General features: G+C 59.3%; 16 protein-coding genes and 4 tRNA genes. 13 read left to right on the forward strand and 7 right to left on the reverse strand.

What is annotated here, in order from left to right:
• Positions 1-93: 93 nt before the first annotated feature.
• Positions 94-330, reverse strand: a complete 237-nt coding sequence (locus tag VLL26_RS09435) for a hypothetical protein (RefSeq protein WP_342318827.1) — start codon at positions 328-330, stop codon at positions 94-96.
• Positions 331-684: 354 nt separating this feature from the next.
• Between VLL26_RS09435 and VLL26_RS09440 the strand changes: the two genes are divergently transcribed.
• The 5 genes from VLL26_RS09440 to VLL26_RS09460 are packed head-to-tail and all read left to right on the forward strand — an operon-like array spanning position 685 to position 6,399.
• Positions 685-1,506: a SpaA isopeptide-forming pilin-related protein gene (locus VLL26_RS09440; protein ID WP_342318828.1), complete on the forward strand. Its 822-nt coding sequence runs from the start codon at positions 685-687 to the stop codon at positions 1,504-1,506.
• Complete coding sequence (locus tag VLL26_RS09445; RefSeq protein ID WP_342318829.1) at positions 1,499-4,591, forward strand: VWA domain-containing protein; 3,093 nt, start codon at positions 1,499-1,501, stop codon at positions 4,589-4,591. Before VLL26_RS09440 ends, VLL26_RS09445 begins: the two co-directional genes overlap by 8 nt.
• 22 nt (positions 4,592-4,613) lie before the next feature.
• Positions 4,614-5,051 carry a hypothetical protein gene (locus tag VLL26_RS09450; protein WP_342318830.1) on the forward strand — a complete coding sequence of 146 codons (438 nt, stop codon included), beginning with the start codon at positions 4,614-4,616 and terminating at the stop codon, positions 5,049-5,051.
• Positions 5,052-5,071: 20 nt separating this feature from the next.
• Positions 5,072-5,932: a hypothetical protein gene (locus VLL26_RS09455; RefSeq protein WP_342318831.1), complete on the forward strand. Its 861-nt coding sequence runs from the start codon at positions 5,072-5,074 to the stop codon at positions 5,930-5,932.
• Positions 5,933-5,943: 11 nt separating this feature from the next.
• A complete protein-coding gene (locus VLL26_RS09460) occupies positions 5,944-6,399 on the forward strand; it encodes a GtrA family protein (protein WP_342318832.1) in 456 nt (151 codons plus the stop codon).
• A gap of 11 nt (positions 6,400-6,410) precedes the next feature.
• On the opposite strand, the gene VLL26_RS09465 is transcribed toward VLL26_RS09460, so the two are convergent.
• From VLL26_RS09465 to VLL26_RS09475, 3 genes are all read right to left on the reverse strand, one after another.
• Positions 6,411-7,316 (reverse strand): glycosyltransferase family 2 protein, encoded by a 906-nt coding sequence (locus VLL26_RS09465; RefSeq protein ID WP_342318833.1) that lies wholly within the window; start codon positions 7,314-7,316, stop codon positions 6,411-6,413.
• 221 nt (positions 7,317-7,537) lie between these two features.
• Complete coding sequence (locus VLL26_RS09470) at positions 7,538-8,323, reverse strand: ABC transporter ATP-binding protein (RefSeq protein ID WP_342318834.1); 786 nt, start codon at positions 8,321-8,323, stop codon at positions 7,538-7,540.
• Between the two features lie 5 nt (positions 8,324-8,328).
• Complete coding sequence (locus tag VLL26_RS09475) at positions 8,329-9,177, reverse strand: ABC transporter permease (RefSeq protein WP_342320196.1); 849 nt, start codon at positions 9,175-9,177, stop codon at positions 8,329-8,331.
• A 222-nt stretch (positions 9,178-9,399) separates the two neighbouring features.
• Between VLL26_RS09475 and VLL26_RS09480 the strand changes: the two genes are divergently transcribed.
• Complete coding sequence (locus VLL26_RS09480) at positions 9,400-10,638, forward strand: aminotransferase class V-fold PLP-dependent enzyme (protein WP_342318835.1); 1,239 nt, start codon at positions 9,400-9,402, stop codon at positions 10,636-10,638.
• Here VLL26_RS09480 and VLL26_RS09485 read toward each other — a convergent pair.
• Positions 10,635-11,594, reverse strand: a complete 960-nt coding sequence (locus VLL26_RS09485; RefSeq protein ID WP_342318836.1) for an NAD(P)H-quinone oxidoreductase — start codon at positions 11,592-11,594, stop codon at positions 10,635-10,637. The two genes, VLL26_RS09480 and VLL26_RS09485, sit on opposite strands and share 4 nt — an antisense overlap.
• A 49-nt stretch (positions 11,595-11,643) precedes the next feature.
• Here VLL26_RS09485 and VLL26_RS09490 point away from each other — a divergent pair.
• Positions 11,644-11,731: transfer RNA gene (locus VLL26_RS09490), tRNA-Ser, on the forward strand.
• Positions 11,732-11,807: 76 nt separating this feature from the next.
• Here VLL26_RS09490 and VLL26_RS09495 read toward each other — a convergent pair.
• On the reverse strand, positions 11,808-12,935 hold the full coding sequence (locus VLL26_RS09495) for an alanine--glyoxylate aminotransferase family protein (protein ID WP_342318837.1): 1,128 nt from the start codon (positions 12,933-12,935) through the stop codon (positions 11,808-11,810).
• 234 nt (positions 12,936-13,169) lie between these two features.
• On the opposite strand from VLL26_RS09495, the gene VLL26_RS09500 reads away from it, so the two are divergent.
• The 3 genes from VLL26_RS09500 (at position 13,170) to VLL26_RS11170 (ending at position 13,818) form a co-directional block, all read left to right on the forward strand.
• A tRNA-Ser gene (locus VLL26_RS09500) sits at positions 13,170-13,261 on the forward strand.
• A 1-nt stretch (position 13,262) separates the two neighbouring features.
• Positions 13,263-13,335 (forward strand) — tRNA-Arg (locus VLL26_RS09505).
• Between the two features lie 276 nt (positions 13,336-13,611).
• Complete coding sequence (locus VLL26_RS11170; protein WP_425292319.1) at positions 13,612-13,818, forward strand: ImmA/IrrE family metallo-endopeptidase; 207 nt, start codon at positions 13,612-13,614, stop codon at positions 13,816-13,818.
• 86 nt (positions 13,819-13,904) lie between these two features.
• Here VLL26_RS11170 and VLL26_RS09515 read toward each other — a convergent pair whose 3' ends face one another.
• Positions 13,905-14,429, reverse strand: coding sequence for an excalibur calcium-binding domain-containing protein (locus VLL26_RS09515; protein WP_342318839.1), 525 nt, complete (start codon positions 14,427-14,429; stop codon positions 13,905-13,907).
• Between the two features lie 187 nt (positions 14,430-14,616).
• Here VLL26_RS09515 and VLL26_RS09520 point away from each other — a divergent pair.
• From VLL26_RS09520 to mgtE, 3 genes are all read left to right on the forward strand, one after another.
• Positions 14,617-14,699, forward strand: a tRNA-Ser gene (locus VLL26_RS09520).
• A gap of 308 nt (positions 14,700-15,007) precedes the next feature.
• Positions 15,008-15,139 carry a hypothetical protein gene (locus VLL26_RS09525; RefSeq protein ID WP_342318840.1) on the forward strand — a complete coding sequence of 44 codons (132 nt, stop codon included), beginning with the start codon at positions 15,008-15,010 and terminating at the stop codon, positions 15,137-15,139.
• A 109-nt stretch (positions 15,140-15,248) separates the two neighbouring features.
• Positions 15,249-16,604, forward strand: a complete 1,356-nt coding sequence (gene mgtE / locus VLL26_RS09530; protein WP_425292268.1) for a magnesium transporter — start codon at positions 15,249-15,251, stop codon at positions 16,602-16,604.
• Positions 16,605-16,668: the final 64 nt, after the last annotated feature.

A 16,668-nucleotide genomic window follows, 5' to 3' on the forward strand; every position in this document is an offset into this window, starting at 1 on the left:
GTTCTCCGTTTCTTTGTGGCCGGGCCCAGCCTAGTGATACCCGTCGAAAGTTTGAGTTTATGTGTGAGATAAGTGGCCAGTATCACCGATGGGCTACAGGTCCATCAGCTCGCGGATCTCGTCTGGCAGCTCCTCCTGTGAGGTGATGGTCGGCCGGCCGGCAGCTTTATGCTCGCGTAAAAGCTCGTAGACGCGGCCGCGGGAGGTTGAGTCGAGAAAAGGCAGCTCCTCAGCGAATACGCGCGCCATGAAGTCTGAGAGGGGAGCTTCAATGCGCTGCGCCGCTTCGTGCGTCGCCGCCGGGTCGTCGCCTTTGTAGTGCTTTCTCATGGCTTCAAACCCTAGCGCTTTCGTTTGCGCGTCGAGGTCCGCGAACCGCGCTTGGGTGTTCGGCGGGGCTCGCTTGGACGCGCCCCGAGAAGCCGCCAATGCATTTCTTGGCGCAGCGCCGTGGGGCGCAGAAAAGGCGCGCGAGGTAGTCAGATGCGCAGTGACCTCGGCTTAGGGATGACCATTCCGATGTGAAGGCACCTGACCTCGGGCGAAACTTGATTAGTAATACGTCATCGGGCATGATGGGGGAGAGTATGCAATAGTTTATATGGCTTGTCATCTACTTTTTTGTGCCCAAGATAGGCGGTGCTTGGGTGTCCGGCCTGAAAGAAAAATGCGGAGGAGAGGCCCATGCATAAGCTTCTGGCCACCATCGCCCTTTCGGTGACGGTGGGCACGATTGCGCTAGGCGGCCTGGCTGATGCCCAGGCACGTGTTGCCACCGGCAACGATAAATCAATTCCAGCCGCGAGTGTGGATGCCTCGCGGGGGCTAACGCTCGAAGTGAGGAAACAGCCTCGAAACCCGAACGACGATGTGCCTTCTGGGGAAAAACCTGACGGCGGTGTCGCGGGCCTGACATTTACCCTCTTTCGCGCCGAGGGAATCGATGTAACGACTCCCGAAGGCCGCAAGGAAGCGGCACGTGAGCGCACCCAGCAGGAGTTCGATGCGCTGGAGGCCATAGAGGTCGCCTCGGGCACAACCGGCGAAAATGGGAAAGTCCTTTTCACCGAATTGAAACCAGGGCTATATAGGCTCGAGGAATCTGCCCCCAATGACAATTACGACTGGCGCCTGTCTAGTCCCCGGTGGCTCGTGCTGCCCTTCGGCGACGTCACCGGCCAACAATTCACCTACGACAACGTCGTGGTGGTCAAACCCGCTCCCAAAGATCCGCCAACGACACCCCCGCCGGCAACTCCACCCGCAGACCGCGCCACCCCTCCGCCAGCACCACCAGTGCTAACCACCGGGCATACCCCACCTTCAACGCCATCCTCTCCAGCGCCTTCTAATCCGCCGGAACAGCCCCATGAAGACACACCCGGCAAAGTCAGCCGGGGCGGTTTGGCTTCAACCGGTGCAAGCGTCCTGTGGATCACCGCGCTTGGCGCACTTCTCATCGTTTTGGGCCTTTGGATGAGCAGGAAACGTGAGAACAATGACTAAGGAAAGTTCGAGAATGAAGAGTCATCCGCTATGGCGGAAGATCGTGCGTGCGGCAGCGGGAATGTCTGTGGCGCTTACCGCCGTCGCCGTGACACCAGCACCTGCCCAGGACAGTACCTCGACCGGCGTGTCCACTGCTCCCGCCAGCGAAAGCGACCTGCCTTCAGGGCTTGCCGTCACTGAATCGCCATGGACAACGGTTACACCGGAGAAAACCCTCGAATCAGTAGAAGGGCGCGAAAGTATTGCGGGCGCAGTGGGGGACGCTTTGCGCGGTGTGGAAGGCCTCCTAGCGGAACCAGAGGTCGTCGGAGAGGTCACGTTTAACTACGTCGGACCTGCAGAAGACGGATCTCAACTCTACGACCTTGAGGCAACGGTTGAGTTCCCCTCAACGCCCGAAGGTGTCGTTCTGGCTGATCCCGAGGTTTCTTTCGTCCGCGAACAATCGGACGTCCCCATCGAAGCCGTCACTCAAGCAGCAATCAATGACAGCGAACTGCCGGCGAACGCAGTTGATACTTTCGTCTACCCCACTGCCGACAGCGATGTCGAGTTGCCGGCCGATATCCCCAAAGACGTCACCGGTGACATGATCACCTTCGACACTCAGGCGGTAGAGCTGGAAAAGACTACGACCTTCAAAGCGGAGGTAGCCCTCGCTGAGGAAGAACGTATTCCGACGGGATGGTCACTTTACAGCGGGAGGGCCACTGCACGATCTTTAAGTGCTGGAATCGCAGCCTTCAACGTGCGGCCTGTGATCGCCTCCGAATACGGACCCGTCCCAGCCAATCACACGCGCCTGGTGGTCCAGGTCGGCGGTGACAGGTTGATCGGCGGACAGAGGAACTCCTCGACGCGGGCGGGAGATCGCCTCGACAGTGTTGCTCGTTATTCAATGGAGCCAGGGGCTGTTTTGCAGCTTTACAAGCCGCTGAATTCTCGGTCTTTCGGAAACACCGAGGCTAACAGGACTAACCGTGCTACGGACAGTCCCGTCGCAATCAACCAACCTTGGGCAACTTGCACGGCTGACGTCAACGGTGAATGTGTATTCGATGTCCCAGTGGAAGGTACCGATACGTTCCCCTACTACTGGATCGCCATGACTAAGGCTTCGCCTGGGTTTGAAGTGCAGAAGACGATGCGCACCGGTGGTTCGGGCAACTCTAGCACCGATAGAGGCACCCTATATAACGACGCGTATGCGACACCGAACATGGAGCCAAACAAGGTCTTTTACTCAGGAATCGACTACACGACCAGGAGTTCAAATTGGGGCTCTAACTGGCAGGCCATCGGAAGCTCGACCTCGTTTATGTACGAGGCGGCTTCGCCTTGGGACGGTTGGGCCGGTCCTAACTGGGATCGTAGTTCGCTTGGAGTTTTCCAGCAGGTTCGCTCAAACCCGCCGTTGAGCAACCGTTGCGGACTCAATGTTGGCTTCATTATCGACACCTCAGGTTCCATGGGTTCGACGGGTCTGAGCACGATTGAGACAATCCTCAATGGAAACCGCAACGTTAACGGTGTTTTTGACAGCTTGAAGCGGACGAACACGAAAGTCGGTCTGGTCAGTTTTTCAAACAGTACTAACCCTTCGAGGAATATCCTCACCCCGCTCGACATCGGCAATGAAGCCGACCTGCAGCGGGCCAAAGACTGGGTAAAACGCTTGCGTAGTGGTGGTGGAACCAACTGGGAAGCGCCAATCGAATCTTATGTTGACTACAACCTGGCCAATCCAACACAGCGCTATGATGTCGTGTACATGATCACCGACGGAAACCCCACGCGATTGGATACGAAATCTAAAAGCGATTCTGGCGTTGATGGTGAGTTCCGCCACGTTGAAGCCGCGATGGGCATGGCTAACACTTTGAAGGCTCAAGGTACGCGCATCGTCCCGGTAGGTGTTCCAGCTAGTTGGGGGTGGAATATCTTTATCAACGAAGAAAAACAGCTGGATGTCTCTGAAAGCAACCTCCAAGCAATTTCCGGACCTAACCCCGACGGTTCATCGCCATCTTTGCGCAAATCGAACTTTGCCACGTATCAAAACGCTGACGTGTTCCGTCAAGCACTGATCAATACGCTCAACACCTGCCAGATCTCGGTAGAGCGACGCTTCTACGAGGGTCAAGAAGACAATGTCGTGCCGACACCTGCCAATACGGTGCCGACGAACGCGCAGTCGCGGACGTGGGGCTTCGATGCCGAGATGCGCCCGAGCGTGGGTAGTTCCGAAAGGAAAACTGAGCTACCAACCCCTGTGCCAGGACGTGACAATCTTGTCGCCGAGTTCCAGCTCAATGGAACGACTTCCTACAGCAGGGTTGACATTCGTGAACAAGCTGGGAAGACACCCGAAGGTTGGGTGCCGATGGATGCAGGTGGCGGTCAAAACGCCCAGTGCACCGACGGGAATGGAAACAAGGTCAACGTAGCGAACTTGAACCCTCGTAATCCTTCCAGCCCGACCAATGACTTTTCGATCTCCAATGTGCCCGCCTTTGGAGGCATCCACTGCATCGTTTACTACCGAAAGGTGCCGGAAGCATCGAGTTTCGATCTGCGCATACTCAAGGTAGACGCGGCGGACAACTCGACCTCCCTGGACGGAGCTAAGTTCGAACTCCGACGGCTTGACACTGTTGCGCCGGCTGACCCGGTCCAGCCGCCGAACTCGGAGAACAATAATGAGTTTGTGTGGAAGAACCTGCCTCTCGGCCGTTACCAGCTCATCGAGACAAAAGCAGCTAACGGCGGATACTCCTTGCTTTCGCAACCTGAGTATTTCAAGGTGGATCAGGATCAAGGTGAACTGAGGATCTTCCGTCTCAGCGGCCCAACGGATGCGACGGGCACACTGGTGAACGGTCCAGGCTCGCTTTCCTTCCCGATCGTCGGCTTCGAAGCCGCCAATGGGGAGGTCGATATGACACTCGCTAACGTGCGCACGGGTAACTTGCCTAAGACGGGCGGCGTCGGGTTCTTGCCGTGGGCCCTCGCGGGCGTCGTGTTGAGCGTGTTTGGTGTGGCAGTGGCGGCACAAGGTACGGTGCGCCGACGGGGAGCCTAATGCGCGTCTACGATGGGGCCTCATGGACGCTCCACACGTTGACGCGCACCGCGACGCGGAACAGATAGACTACAACGCCCTCGACAACACGTTCGCGGGCCAGCTGATTCAAGCAGGTTTCATTGTCGGCTTCTACGCGGTGGGTGACCTGACTCGTCACCCCCTCACAGCGCGCGCCGTAGTGGCGGCGGCGAACCTGGCCACCATAGCCGCTTTCAACGCCTTCGACGAGGTAGTCGAAAACGATCTCACCACGGTGGTGCAAAACGAAGGCGGCCCCGCCGCGTCGTGGGCGGTGCTCGGCGGGTTGACGGCTGTCGCGGTGGGTTTGACCTTTGCGAGTGCCTCTGGGCACCGCGCGATAGCCCGCAGCTTGAGGCGTCGGGGTGTGAGCGCTCCGTGGTCGACGATGGGCGCTGTCGCGGCCGCGGGTTATCTTGCGTATAAACAAGTGAAATAGCGATGGTTTCCCGCGCGAGCATGAACGCCGAAGTCATCGACTTCGCCCTCGCTCGAGCGCAGCTTGCCCGCACGCCCACTACCCGCACCACTATTGTTGTGCGGGTAGCCACCATGAAGGCCGATGAGGAGATTTACCGCTACTTGGGCTTCAGCGACGATATGCCGTTAGAGGAAGTGCAGCGCGTCATCGCCACCGCTTTTTCGCTTCCTGGACACACGCCCTCCCCCGCGCATTTCACCTCCGCCGACACCACTGTCGGCACAGTCGGCACAGTCGGCACAGTTCTCCACCCAGGTCATGGCCCTTTTTCCTTCATCTGGGGTTTGTGGCGTTTCGATCTGTGGCGAGTGGAGGCCCTCCCCCGCGATGACGCTACCCCGGACGCAGTCTGCGTTGCTGGCTGCGGTTCCATCGACGGCGGGGCTTTTGACATCTCCGAGGTCAACCGCCGCCTCGTCGGCGAGGACTGGGCTAACGGCATCCTGCACCAGGTGCGTGACGAGGTCCGGGATGTGATTACCCGTTCCAAACAACACGATTTCATCCTGTTGCTGCACGCGCTGGATGTGGGGAAAGGAGGCGTCGACAAGCATGCTCGTGATGTGGCGCGCACCTTGCCCCGCGAACGAACTGACATGGCCCGCGACGCCTATTGGTGCACCGTCCTTGCACTCGCATGCCTGGGCGATGCCCAAACCACCGACTCCGTGACGCAGTCCACTTTCGCGGCTCTCGGCTGGGGTGATCACAGCGCCGCAGAGATCCGGGCGCTGTGCGCAGGGTCTTTGGTCAGGCTGACCGCGCTTGGTGCCCTTGGGCCACGCCGCGTCCCGCCAGTCGCGCGACTTGAAATCTTCCGTGAGCTTGTTCGCAGGTAGGCTAGCCCAACGTGGCTAAAGAGGACAAAAGTTCACTGCGGAAACAGTTGGTGCCGTTTATCATCATCGGCATTGGCTGCGCGGTCATCGACTTCGGAATCACATACTCCCTGACCGAGCTGACCGCACTCTCACGCGTCCAATCGAAGGTCATCGGCTGGGTTTTCGGCACCCTCGCCGCCTACCTTCTTAACTCCAAGTTCGCGTTCCAAGCCCAAGTCAACGCCAAAAAAGCCGGCGCGGTCTTTATCCTTTACGCGGTCACCTTCGCGGTCCAAGTTGTGCTTTACGACGTCACCGACAACCCCCTCCAGGCCCTCGGGCTTGTCAACCCTTACAAGGACACTATCTCCTTCGTTATTGCCCAGGGTGTTGCCACCGTGACTAACTTCGTGTTGCAGCGGCGTGTGATCTTCAAAGAGGAAACGAAGCTGGTGATTGAGCAAAAGCCCGTCAAGGGCTTGTAAGGCGCTGTGGCTTAGGGCCTGCGGAAGTCCTCCTTTGCGCCCATGCGCAGCAACTTCAGCCACTCCACGAACTCTCGTGGGCTTTTCTTCTCCACTAAGAAGAACCAGCCGAAGCGCACAACCTCCTGCAGCTTCATTTTCCTCATGCCTGGCTGATTCATAATGAAGCCGCGGTTGCGGTACGTGAAATAACGTTTCGTGTCATTGTCCGGCCACTGTGCGTGCGCCCGCCCGCCCATGATGGGCACGAACTCACCCGAACCGTCGGGATGCAGATACGCCGTGGTCAAAGCCGTACCGTATTTCATTCCCGAATTGGCTAAGCGACGGTGGTACTCCACCTCATCGCCCCGGATGAACAGGCGATAATCCGGCACGCCGATGCGCTCCATCGCGGCCGCGCTGATCAGCGCACCGTTGAACAGTGAAGCGTAGTGGGGCAAAAACTCGCCCTCTAACTCGCGGGTCTCCCGCTTCCACACCAGCCCTTGGCGCAGCGGGAAGGCGAGTTTTGTTGGGTCGTCCATATTCACCACGATCGGGCTGACCTCGTGCAGACCATGCTTGCTGGCGGTGGCGTACAGGGTTTCTAAGACATGCTCGTCGGCCGGGCGGCCGTCATCATCTGCGCACCACACCGCGTCAGCCCCCAACGCCAAGGCGTGCAAAAACCCGTAGGCGAAGCCACCCGCACCACCCAGGTTGGTTTTCGACGCCAGGTAAACCGCCCTTTCACCCGCTTTTTCTTCAAGCAGCTCCTTGACTTCTTCCTGCGCCGCATTGTCTACCACGATCACCCACTCCACTGGGTGCGTTTGGCTCACCACCTGCGCCAACGAATGTTGCAGCAGTTCGGGCCGATTATGGGTGACGATCACCGCCGCGGTTGTCCCGCGCGGATTCAAGGGGGAGGTCATGAAAACCATTGTGCATGAGGGAAGCAAAGAAGCCCGAAGTGCCTTCATGTACGACGTCGAAAGACCCCTGCGCACACTCCGAGCCTTGTCAAGCCAGTGGGCATCATGGCCACCCCGGATGATGCCTTGGGGGCAGCGGGCTGGGAATAGAGCCACGTTGCGAAGTGGCAGGAAATCCTTGGCGCTGTGCAACACCGCAGCACTCAATCACCTCTGACTCCCTACCCGTGGAAACGCTTCACCAGCTGTGCTACGTGTGCTCCGGCTTCGGGTCCTTCGTAGGCTTCGACGATGTCGGAGACGAGGCCGGCTTGGCGGATTTCGCCTTTGTCGACCCACAGGGCGGTGTTGCACAGTTGGGCAAGGAAGTCGTTGGAGTGGGAGGCGAAGACGAGGATGCCGGAGCGTTGCACCATTTCGGCGAGTCGAACTCGGGCTTTGGCCATGAAGGCAGCGTCGACGGCGCCGATTCCTTCGTCGAGCAGCAAAATTTCGGGTTCGATGGAGGTGACCACGCCGAGGGCGAGGCGCACGCGCATGCCGGTGGAGTAGGTGCGCAGGGGCATGTTGAGGTAGTCGCCCAGTTCGGAAAACTCGGCGATTTCGTCTATTTTGGCTTTCATTTGTTTGCGGGTTTGGCCGAGGAAAAGCCCGCGAATGATGATGTTTTCGTAGCCGGAAATTTCGGGGTCCATGCCGACGCCGAGGTCGAAGACGGGGGCGACGCGTCCGCGTACGTCGGCGACGCCGCGGGTGGGTTCGTAGATGCCGGACAATAGGCGCAACAGGGTGGATTTTCCGGCGCCGTTGTGTCCGACGAGTCCGACGCGGTCGCCTTCGCGCAAGTGGAGGTTGACGTCGCGCAGCGCTTCGACGACGACGGTGTTGGAGGAGTTTTTGCCGATAGCGCCTCCGGCTGTGGACATGACGGCTTTTTTCAGGGAGCGGGATTTGGCGTCGAAGATGGGAAAGTCGACGCAGGCGTTGTAAGTATCGATGGAAACCATAGTTTTTATACCCAGTAGGGGACGCGGAAGCGCCATTGGCGCATGACAAATAGTGCGAGGAGGAGGCCGATGAGGGTGCAGATGCCGACGATTCCCCAGTGGTAGGCCACTATGTCTTTGCCGATCATGGGGGCGCGGACGATTTCGAGGTAGTGGTACAGGGGGTTGAGTTCGGCGATGCGGGCGCGTTGGGCGACTTCTCCGCCTTGTTCGCGCAGGGTGTCGGTCATCCACACGATGGGGGTGACGTAGAACAGGAGCTGCACGAGGGACTCTAAAAGGGGGGCGACGTCGCGGAAGCGGGTGGCGATGATGCCAAAGAGCATTGTGACCCACACGCCGTTGACTACCAGCAGGGCAAGGGCGGGGACGGCCCATAGAGCTGACCACCCGAGGGGGATGCGGAACACGGCGATGAGGATCACCCAGATGACCATGTTGTGGGCGAGAAAGAGGAGTTGGCGCCAAACGAGCCGGTAGACGTGGACGGAGAGTGCGGACGGCAGTTGTTTAATCAGGCCTTCGTTTTCGATAAAGACGTTTGCGCCGTCTTTGATGCAGCCTGAGATGAAACCCCAAATGATGAATCCGACGGTGACGTGTGGGAGGAAGTCGCGAACGGAGATTTGAAAAAGCATGGAGTAGAGCAGGCCAAGTGCTAGGGCCATGACGCCGGTGGCGATGGTGATCCAAAGGGGGCCAAGGGTGGAGCGCCGGTAGCGTTGCTTGATGTCTTGCCATCCGAGTTGGAGCCAGAGTTCGTTTTGGCCCCAGCCGCGGATGAGGTCCTGCCACGCCATGGTGAACGTTTTGGATTGCGACTTCGGCGAATCCTCGGTGGCTTCTGTCGTCATGCGGGCGACGTCGGCACGCAATTGTTTGATGTCCTGCACGTGTCTAACCCTAATGCCAGGGTACCTGTGCGGGTCTAACTGTCCGGGTGTTTCGTGGGCTGTGATTGCCCCTAGCCTGGCTAAATGTTGTTGGTGGGCGGAGCTGGGGGGGAGTGTGCATTAGCGCGCTGGGCAATGCATAATTGACAACGGTGTTTCTCAACCGAGTGGGAGGTGTGGCGCGTGGCGTATGACGTTTATGGCGTGCGTGGTTTGTACACCTCCTTGTCGGATGGGTGGACGTATTTGAATGCGCATGATTGTCCGCAGGTTCCGGAACGGGTGGCGTCGGCGGTTGCGCGATCTTTTCGGGTGGCGTCGGCGGTTGTGCAGCCGGAGCCTGGGGCGGGTTCGCATGCGCGGGGTGGTGTGGGTGCGCCTGAGGCGCATGCCTTGCTTAGCGACGCTAAAGCCGCTGTCGCGGATCTCGTTGGCGCGTCGCAGGATCGGGTGGTGCTCGGCCCGAGTTTGCAGTCTTTGTATGCGGCGTTGAGGGCGGCGATGCGGCCGATGTTTCGTCATGGGTCGACGATGGTGCTCAACAATGTGGATCGCCCGGAGCTGACGGCGGCGTTGGGCCGGGCGGAGGCGGATGTGCGGTGGGCGCAGGCGGATTTGGGCACGGGGGAGTTGCCTGCGTGGCAGTTCAAGGAGCTGATCGGAGGTACTGTCCGCCTTGTTTCGATTCCCGCGGCGCACCCGCTGTTGGGCAATGTGGTCCCGGTTGCTGAGATTGTCGACTATGTGCGTGAGCTTTCGCGTGCATGGGTGGTGGTGGATGCTTCTGTTTACGCTGCGTACCGGCCTGTCACTTTTGATGAGTGGGGGGCAGATGTTGTGGCTGTGGATGTCAAGGAGTTGGGTGGGCCGGAGATCGCCGCGTTGGTGTTTCGAGATGAGGCTATGTTTGGGCGGATGGAAGCGCTCGGCTTAGATGTTGCAGGTGGCGGAAAGCTGGCGCAAAGGGTCTCGCCGGGTTTAGCTGGTGGCGTGTCAGCGGCGGTGGAGCACTACGCTTCGCTTGCCGACGTCACCCCCAAAGGCCGCAGCACCCGCCGCAGTCGCCTGCTTGCGTCGATGGCTGAGACTCGCTCCTACTTAAACGGGCTGCGCGACGACCTTCACACTTTCTTGAGTACCCTTCCAGCCGTCCACATTGTCGGACTGTCCGGCGAAGCTGCTGACGGGGCGCTTGCAGACCGTGTTCCCCGCCTGACATTCGGCGTCATGGGAGTTCCCTCTAGTACCGTTTATCAGCGGCTTTTCGCCAACGGGATCATCGCAACCGAGACGCCTATGAGCCCACTTCTTGTCGACATGGGAGCCCCGGAGTTAGGCGGCGCGGTCACGGTTTCGCTTGGGCCTTTCAACACTGCAGCGGACGTTGATCAGTTGATTCGCACGGTTGCCTCCCTCGCTTAGGAGACTTCCAGGACGATTTTTCCGGTGTTATTGCCGGAATCGAGGTGGTCGTGGGCTAAGGAGGCGTCGGCAAGCGGGAAGGTGCGGGAGACGTTGGCCTTGATGGTGCCGTCGGCAAGCAAAGGCCACACGTGCTTGACTGTGTCGGCGACGATGGCCGACTTCATCTCCGTGGGGCGCGCACGCAACGTAGTTGCGTGGACCGACAAGCGGCGCGGCATCATGCGGCCCAGACTGAGCGTGCCTTTCGCCCCGCCCTGCAACGCGATAACCACCAGGCGACCGTCAGCTCCAAGCGATGTGATGTTGTCTTCCAAATAAGCCCCACCCACAACATCGAGAATGATGTCGCATGAGCCCTTGAGCTCCTGGGCGAAACTCTGCTCCTTGTAGTCGATCAGAATATCTGCGCCCAGCTCACGGCAGTAATCCAACTTCTCTTGGCTGCCCGCAGTCACCGCCACCTCGCAACCGAAAGCCTTGCAGAGCTGGATCGCGAAAGAACCAATGCCGCCCGAACCGCCGTGAATGAGCACCCGATCGCCCTTTTTCATGCCCGCGACCATGCCCAGATTCGACCACACAGTCGCCGCCGCCTCGACCACGCCGGCGGTGTCGACCATGGAAAACCCCTCCGGGATCGGGGTGAGTTGGCCCTCTGGAACTGCGACGTATTCGGCGTAAGCACCGCCGGCCAACAGGCAACCGACCTCCTGGCCAAGCTCACGGCCAGTATCACCAGCATCCGCGATCACCCCCGCGCACTCCAGGCCAAGAATCTCCGAAGCTCCTTGCGGCGGCGGGTACATGCCCTGAGCCTGCACCAAATCGGCGCGGTTCACGCCAGCAGCACGCACCTCTACCAGCACCTCACCCGGCTGTAGCGCCGGGGAGTCCACCTCAGCAAGCTTCAGGGAACGGGGATTGTCCGGATCTGTTTGTGTAATCGCCTTCATGCACCCGAGATTATCCAAGTTGGTGTGCTCGGGCTAAGATATCTGCGATGGAGACGTGGCAGAGCGGCCGAATGCACCGGTCTTGAAAACCGGCGAGGGTAACACCTCCGGGGGTTCAAATCCCCCCGTCTCCGCCAAAAAATCCCGCAGGTACCGTGGTGGTCCTGCGGGATTTTCGGTGGTTCTTCCGCCGCAGCGGTGCGGTGTTGGTTTTTAGACCTCGTCTAGCACCTTCAAGAAGCGCTGTGCGGCAGCCTGCGGGTCTGCCCATTTATCCAGCCCGAATAGGCCGATGCGGAAAGTGGAGAAGTCCTCGCCCTCACCGATTTTCAAAGGCACGCCGGCAGCGATCTGGAGTCCGTGGCCCTTGAACGCCGCGCCCGACTGTTGCTCCGCATTTTTCGCGTAAAGCACCACAACTCCGTCGGATTCAAAGCCTTCGGCAGCCACGGAGCTGTAGCCGCGTTCGTAGGCACCTTCGCGCACCAGTCGTCCGAGCTCCGCCTGACGCTCGGCGAGAGTGTCCAGCCCAGCAGCAAGGGCTTCTTTCATCGTGGTCAGGTTGGCCGCGATGGTGTCGGTGGGAAGTGTGGTGTGGTAGCCGGCTTTTCCTTCCCGGTAGCCTTCGAAAATTTCCAGCCACTTCTTCAGATCCAAAGCAAAGGAGGTGGAGTGGGTGGCGTTGACGGCGTCGCGGCCACGTGAGTTGAGCATGACGTAGCCGGTGGCGGGGGAGCCGGACCAGGACTTTTGCGGCGCGGAAATTAAAACGTCAATACCTAGGGCGCCCATGTCGGGGAAGGACGCGCCTGCGGCGATGCAGTCGAGCACGAACAGGGCGTTGTTTTCGCGGGCGATCTCACCCAGGCCGTTGAGGTAGTCCTGTGGCAGGGTCAAACCAGCGGCGGTTTCGGTGTGGGCGGTGACGATGACGTCTGGTTGGAACTCGTCGGCGGCGGCGCGCACGCGCTCGAGTGGAGGCGGAGCGAAGGAAGCCGCAGTCCCTTTTTCTACAGGTGAGGCGTTGAGAACCTCCACGTGGTCGGTCACTGCCCCGGCTTCGATGATTTGGGACCACCGGAAGGTGAATAGACCTGAGCGAATCACCAGGACTTTTTTGCCGGTGAATAGTTGGCGGGCAACAGATTCCATTGCGGCGGTTCCGCCGCCGGGGACAAGGGCTGCGGTGTCGGAGTTGTATGTCTTGCACAGCAGGTCGACCATCTCGCGGGCGACTCCGATGAACTTTTGGGACATGTGGTTCAGGGAGCGGTCGGTGAACACCACCGAGTATTCCATAAGGCCGCCCGGGTCAACGTTGGAAAGCGGAAGGTCAGTCATGGACTAAAGATTAGCCCTCTTTGTGTGACTTAAGGGTTGCTTTAGGTCTGGTATGCGTGCGGCGGTCGCTGCGGCATGGTGTGAGACTTCATCTCCGCCGCGAAACCGAAAACAAGGTATAGACCATCTGCCATGTGTTCTGCGGCAGGGCAAGTCGCGCCCCGCACCCAGTCGCATTGCTTGACGACGCATTTTGTTAAGCGCCACGGTATTAGGTAGCATGCTAAAAGGTCTGGAGACGTGCCAGAGTGGCCGAATGGGGCTCCCTGCTAAGGAGTTGCCCTCTTTGCGGAGGGCCGCAGGTTCAAATCCTGTCGTCTCCGCCACGCGCTCGTAGCTCAACGGATAGAGCATCTGACTACGGATCAGAAGGTTGGGGGTTCGAATCCCTCCGAGCGCACGAACAGAAACCCTAGGTAGAACGGCTAGAGGTCGGAAAGCCTGGGGTTTTTCGCGCTCGGCCTGGTCGGAAAAGTGGGACAGAGTAGCCCCAGGTGGGCCGAAGTAGGTACGAACATCGAGCGAACACGAGGACGTATGGAAAAGAGTGTTCAAACGGGACGAGCCAAGCGCTAATATTTGAGGGGAAAGGAGGTAGACGATGGTGCTTCTGTACGAAGACGCTCGTAAGAGAGCACGTGACATCCTTGCCCATTTCCCCATTGGAAGAGGGAATATGGATGGGCTCGTCGCCTTGGCTGGAACGCTAGGAGCAGGAGTTGTCTTCCGGCCCCTCGATTCCTCGATTTCGGGAGTCGTCGTAAAAGAGGATGACGCCGATCCAATCATCTACATCAACTCCAATGAACCCGAAGCTCGGCAGCGGTTCACTCTCGCGCACGAGATTGGGCACCTCGTGGAGAGGAAAAATCTAGCGGACTAAACTGCTCCCCATTTATTGGACTGAGAAATCAGATTCCTACTGATGGGGAGCAGTTTATTTTTTTGGGGGTCTTTTTTCATGCCTTTCTATTCGCAGGCTACGCCGTCGCCGTCACGGTCGAGGCCCGACCTGTAGCCCGGGTCACCGACGTATAGTGGGGCCGCGCCGGCGCTGCGAGCTTCATCGCAGCTGCCGTATGACGCTGATTGGGCGGGTGCGGGTTGAGGTGGTGCGGGTGCGAAGAATTGGGCTCGCTGGTCGTTTTGGTCGGTGCCGCCGGACGCACCCGCCCCAGCGCCCACACCCGCTCCTGCTCCTGCGCCCACCTCTGGTTCCCCGCTCGACGCCGTTTCGGCCTGTGTTGGGGCAGCAGTAGGGGATGAGCTCGTCACCGTCGTTGTAGCGGTGACCGTAACCGTCGATGCCCTGGCCGAGGAGGTCACCGTCACCGTCTCGATAACAGTCTCCGTTTCCTCGTCCCCGCAGCTGCCTAGTAGTGCGAAGAGGATGAGGATTCCGGCGCCGATTGCGCCGTATTTCATGCAGCCGTTGTTGGGCTTTTGCTGCTCGGGGAGTGGGACCCCGTTGCCGGGGATGTAGGTGGAGCTCATGCGGGTCTCCTTCCGTCAGTAAACGAGGGAGCCAATACCTCAATTGGCTCGAAACAAGTAGGCATGATTCTCACACGCCGATCGTGTCTTTGCAGCGCGTAGGATCCCGCATACTTACGCGCTGGTGCCGCGGGAAGGGTCGGTACGCACGAAGTGCACGTCACCTTTAGGCGAACGGCGAGCGAACGCGAACGCTATCACACAAGGTAGAAGCTACAAAGATTCTGACTACGGATCAGAAGGTTGGGGGTTCGAATCCCTCCGAGCGCACGACTTATAACCCCAGTTGAGGCGGTATTTCCGCGTGGGCGGGAGGGCAGACGGTGTTCCGGGCGCGTGACGTGCGGATACATCCAACCTGCTGTGCTGTTGTTTCGGCCTTGCCGACCCCGAACGCACGCTCGACGGGGCTGTTGCGGGCTACAGCCCTGCACGCCAGTCGAGGCTGATTGCTGGACAACCATCCGTATCATCGCCGAAAGCGTCGGCTTCTTAGGCCTGGGGCATTACCGATGAGAAGGTTTTTTACAACAAGGGGTGCGCACCAGGCAGTCACCCCCAGCGGCGTGGATGCGCAGGTGAGCAACGCCGCTGGCCCGCATATCCAGCAGCCGGTTTTATTGAGGCTCCGCGGGTGGTACAACTTCTCCTTGGGTGAGTTGCCCGCAGGCTTGACCTTTAGCGCGACGATCCAGGTGGAAGGGCCGTAGTTGTTCTTTGGTTGCTGGTGAGCGCCCTGTTTGGGTGGGGGTGAGCCTGTACGCTACTTGTGTCTTGGTAGGCCGTCGCGGCGGGGTAAGCAAGGAAGGTAGGTTTGGCATGGCTGCTGGGCTCAACATGAAGTTGTTCCGCAAGTTGGGGCGGCGCGCTGATATTAGTGCGCAAGAGCTGGATTTGATGCAGGAGCAGTTGAAGTCCCTTGATCTGCGTGAGATCACCAATCTTGTTGAGCGTATTGCTTCTGCCGACGGCGCGAAGATTCTGCGGATGTTGCCGCGGGAGCGCTCCTTGGCTGTTTTCGACGTCCTCAATCCTGGCCACCAGGCAGATATTATTGCCGCGCTTGGCGACGACACCGTGGTTGACTATTTCGACGCCATCGGCGCGGAGGACCGCGTGGCGCTTCTGGATCAGTTGCCTGCGGAGATCGCCGAGCGTCTCCTGCGCGATTTGGATGAGGATGATCAGCGTGTCACCAACGTTGTTTTGGGTTATCAGAAGGGATCGGTTGGCCGTTCAATGTCGCCGGCTGTCCCGGATGTCACCCCGGATATGACGGTGCAGGAAGTGGTGGATATGCTGCGGGAGGACGTCGATAAGCTGGAGTCCATCTACACCATTCCCGTGATCGATGAATCGCGCGTGCTTGTCGGTGTAACCAGCCTGCGTCGGCTGTTTCGAAGCTACTCTGACGATGTTATCGGCGACATCATGTACGAGCCGACCTCGGTTGAGGTAACTGACGAGGTTGAAAGTGTGGCTCGTTGGCTGATGTCCTCGGATTTGCTGGCGGTTTCTGTTGTCGACCACGACAATCGGCTCGTGGGCATCTTCACCTACGACGAGGCGCAAGATGTTGTCGAGCATGCCGACACCGAAGACTCTGCTCGCCTCGGCGCTTCGGAGCCTCTCGGGCGGCCCTACCTGTCCACCCCGGTGTTTCATCTGGTGCGCTCCCGTATCGTGTGGCTGCTCGTGCTGGCGATCTCTGCCACGCTCACCGTCCAGGTTCTCGACGTTTTCGAGGGGACGTTGGAAAAGGCGGTAGTGCTTTCCTTGTTTATTCCGCTTCTTACGGGCACTGGCGGCAACACCGGCAACCAGGCTGCGACGACGGTGACGCGCGCGCTGGCGCTTGACGACGTCCACAAGCGCGACATCTTCGCCGTCATGTGGCGCGAGCTGCGCGTTGGCCTCATGCTCGGCACGGTCCTCGGAGTCATCGGTTTCACCGCAGCGAGCCTGGTCTACGGCTTATCGATCGGTGTCGTCATCGGCTCAACTCTGCTTTTAATTTGCACCATCTCTGCGACTGTCGGCGGTTTAATGCCGATCGTGGCTAAAACCGTTGGCGCGGATCCCGCGGTTTTTTCCAACCCGTTCATCTCCACGTTTTGCGACGCCACTGGCCTTATCATCTACTTCTTCATTGCTAAGGCAGTCCTCGGCATTTGACGCTTGTCGACGCCCTGACCGGCTATTTTGTTAGGTGCAGTGCTGCGGTGTAGAGTTTTTCTCT

The organism is Corynebacterium sp. BD556, from assembly GCF_038452275.1.
Classification (GTDB): Bacteria; Actinomycetota; Actinomycetes; order Mycobacteriales; family Mycobacteriaceae; genus Corynebacterium; species Corynebacterium mayonis.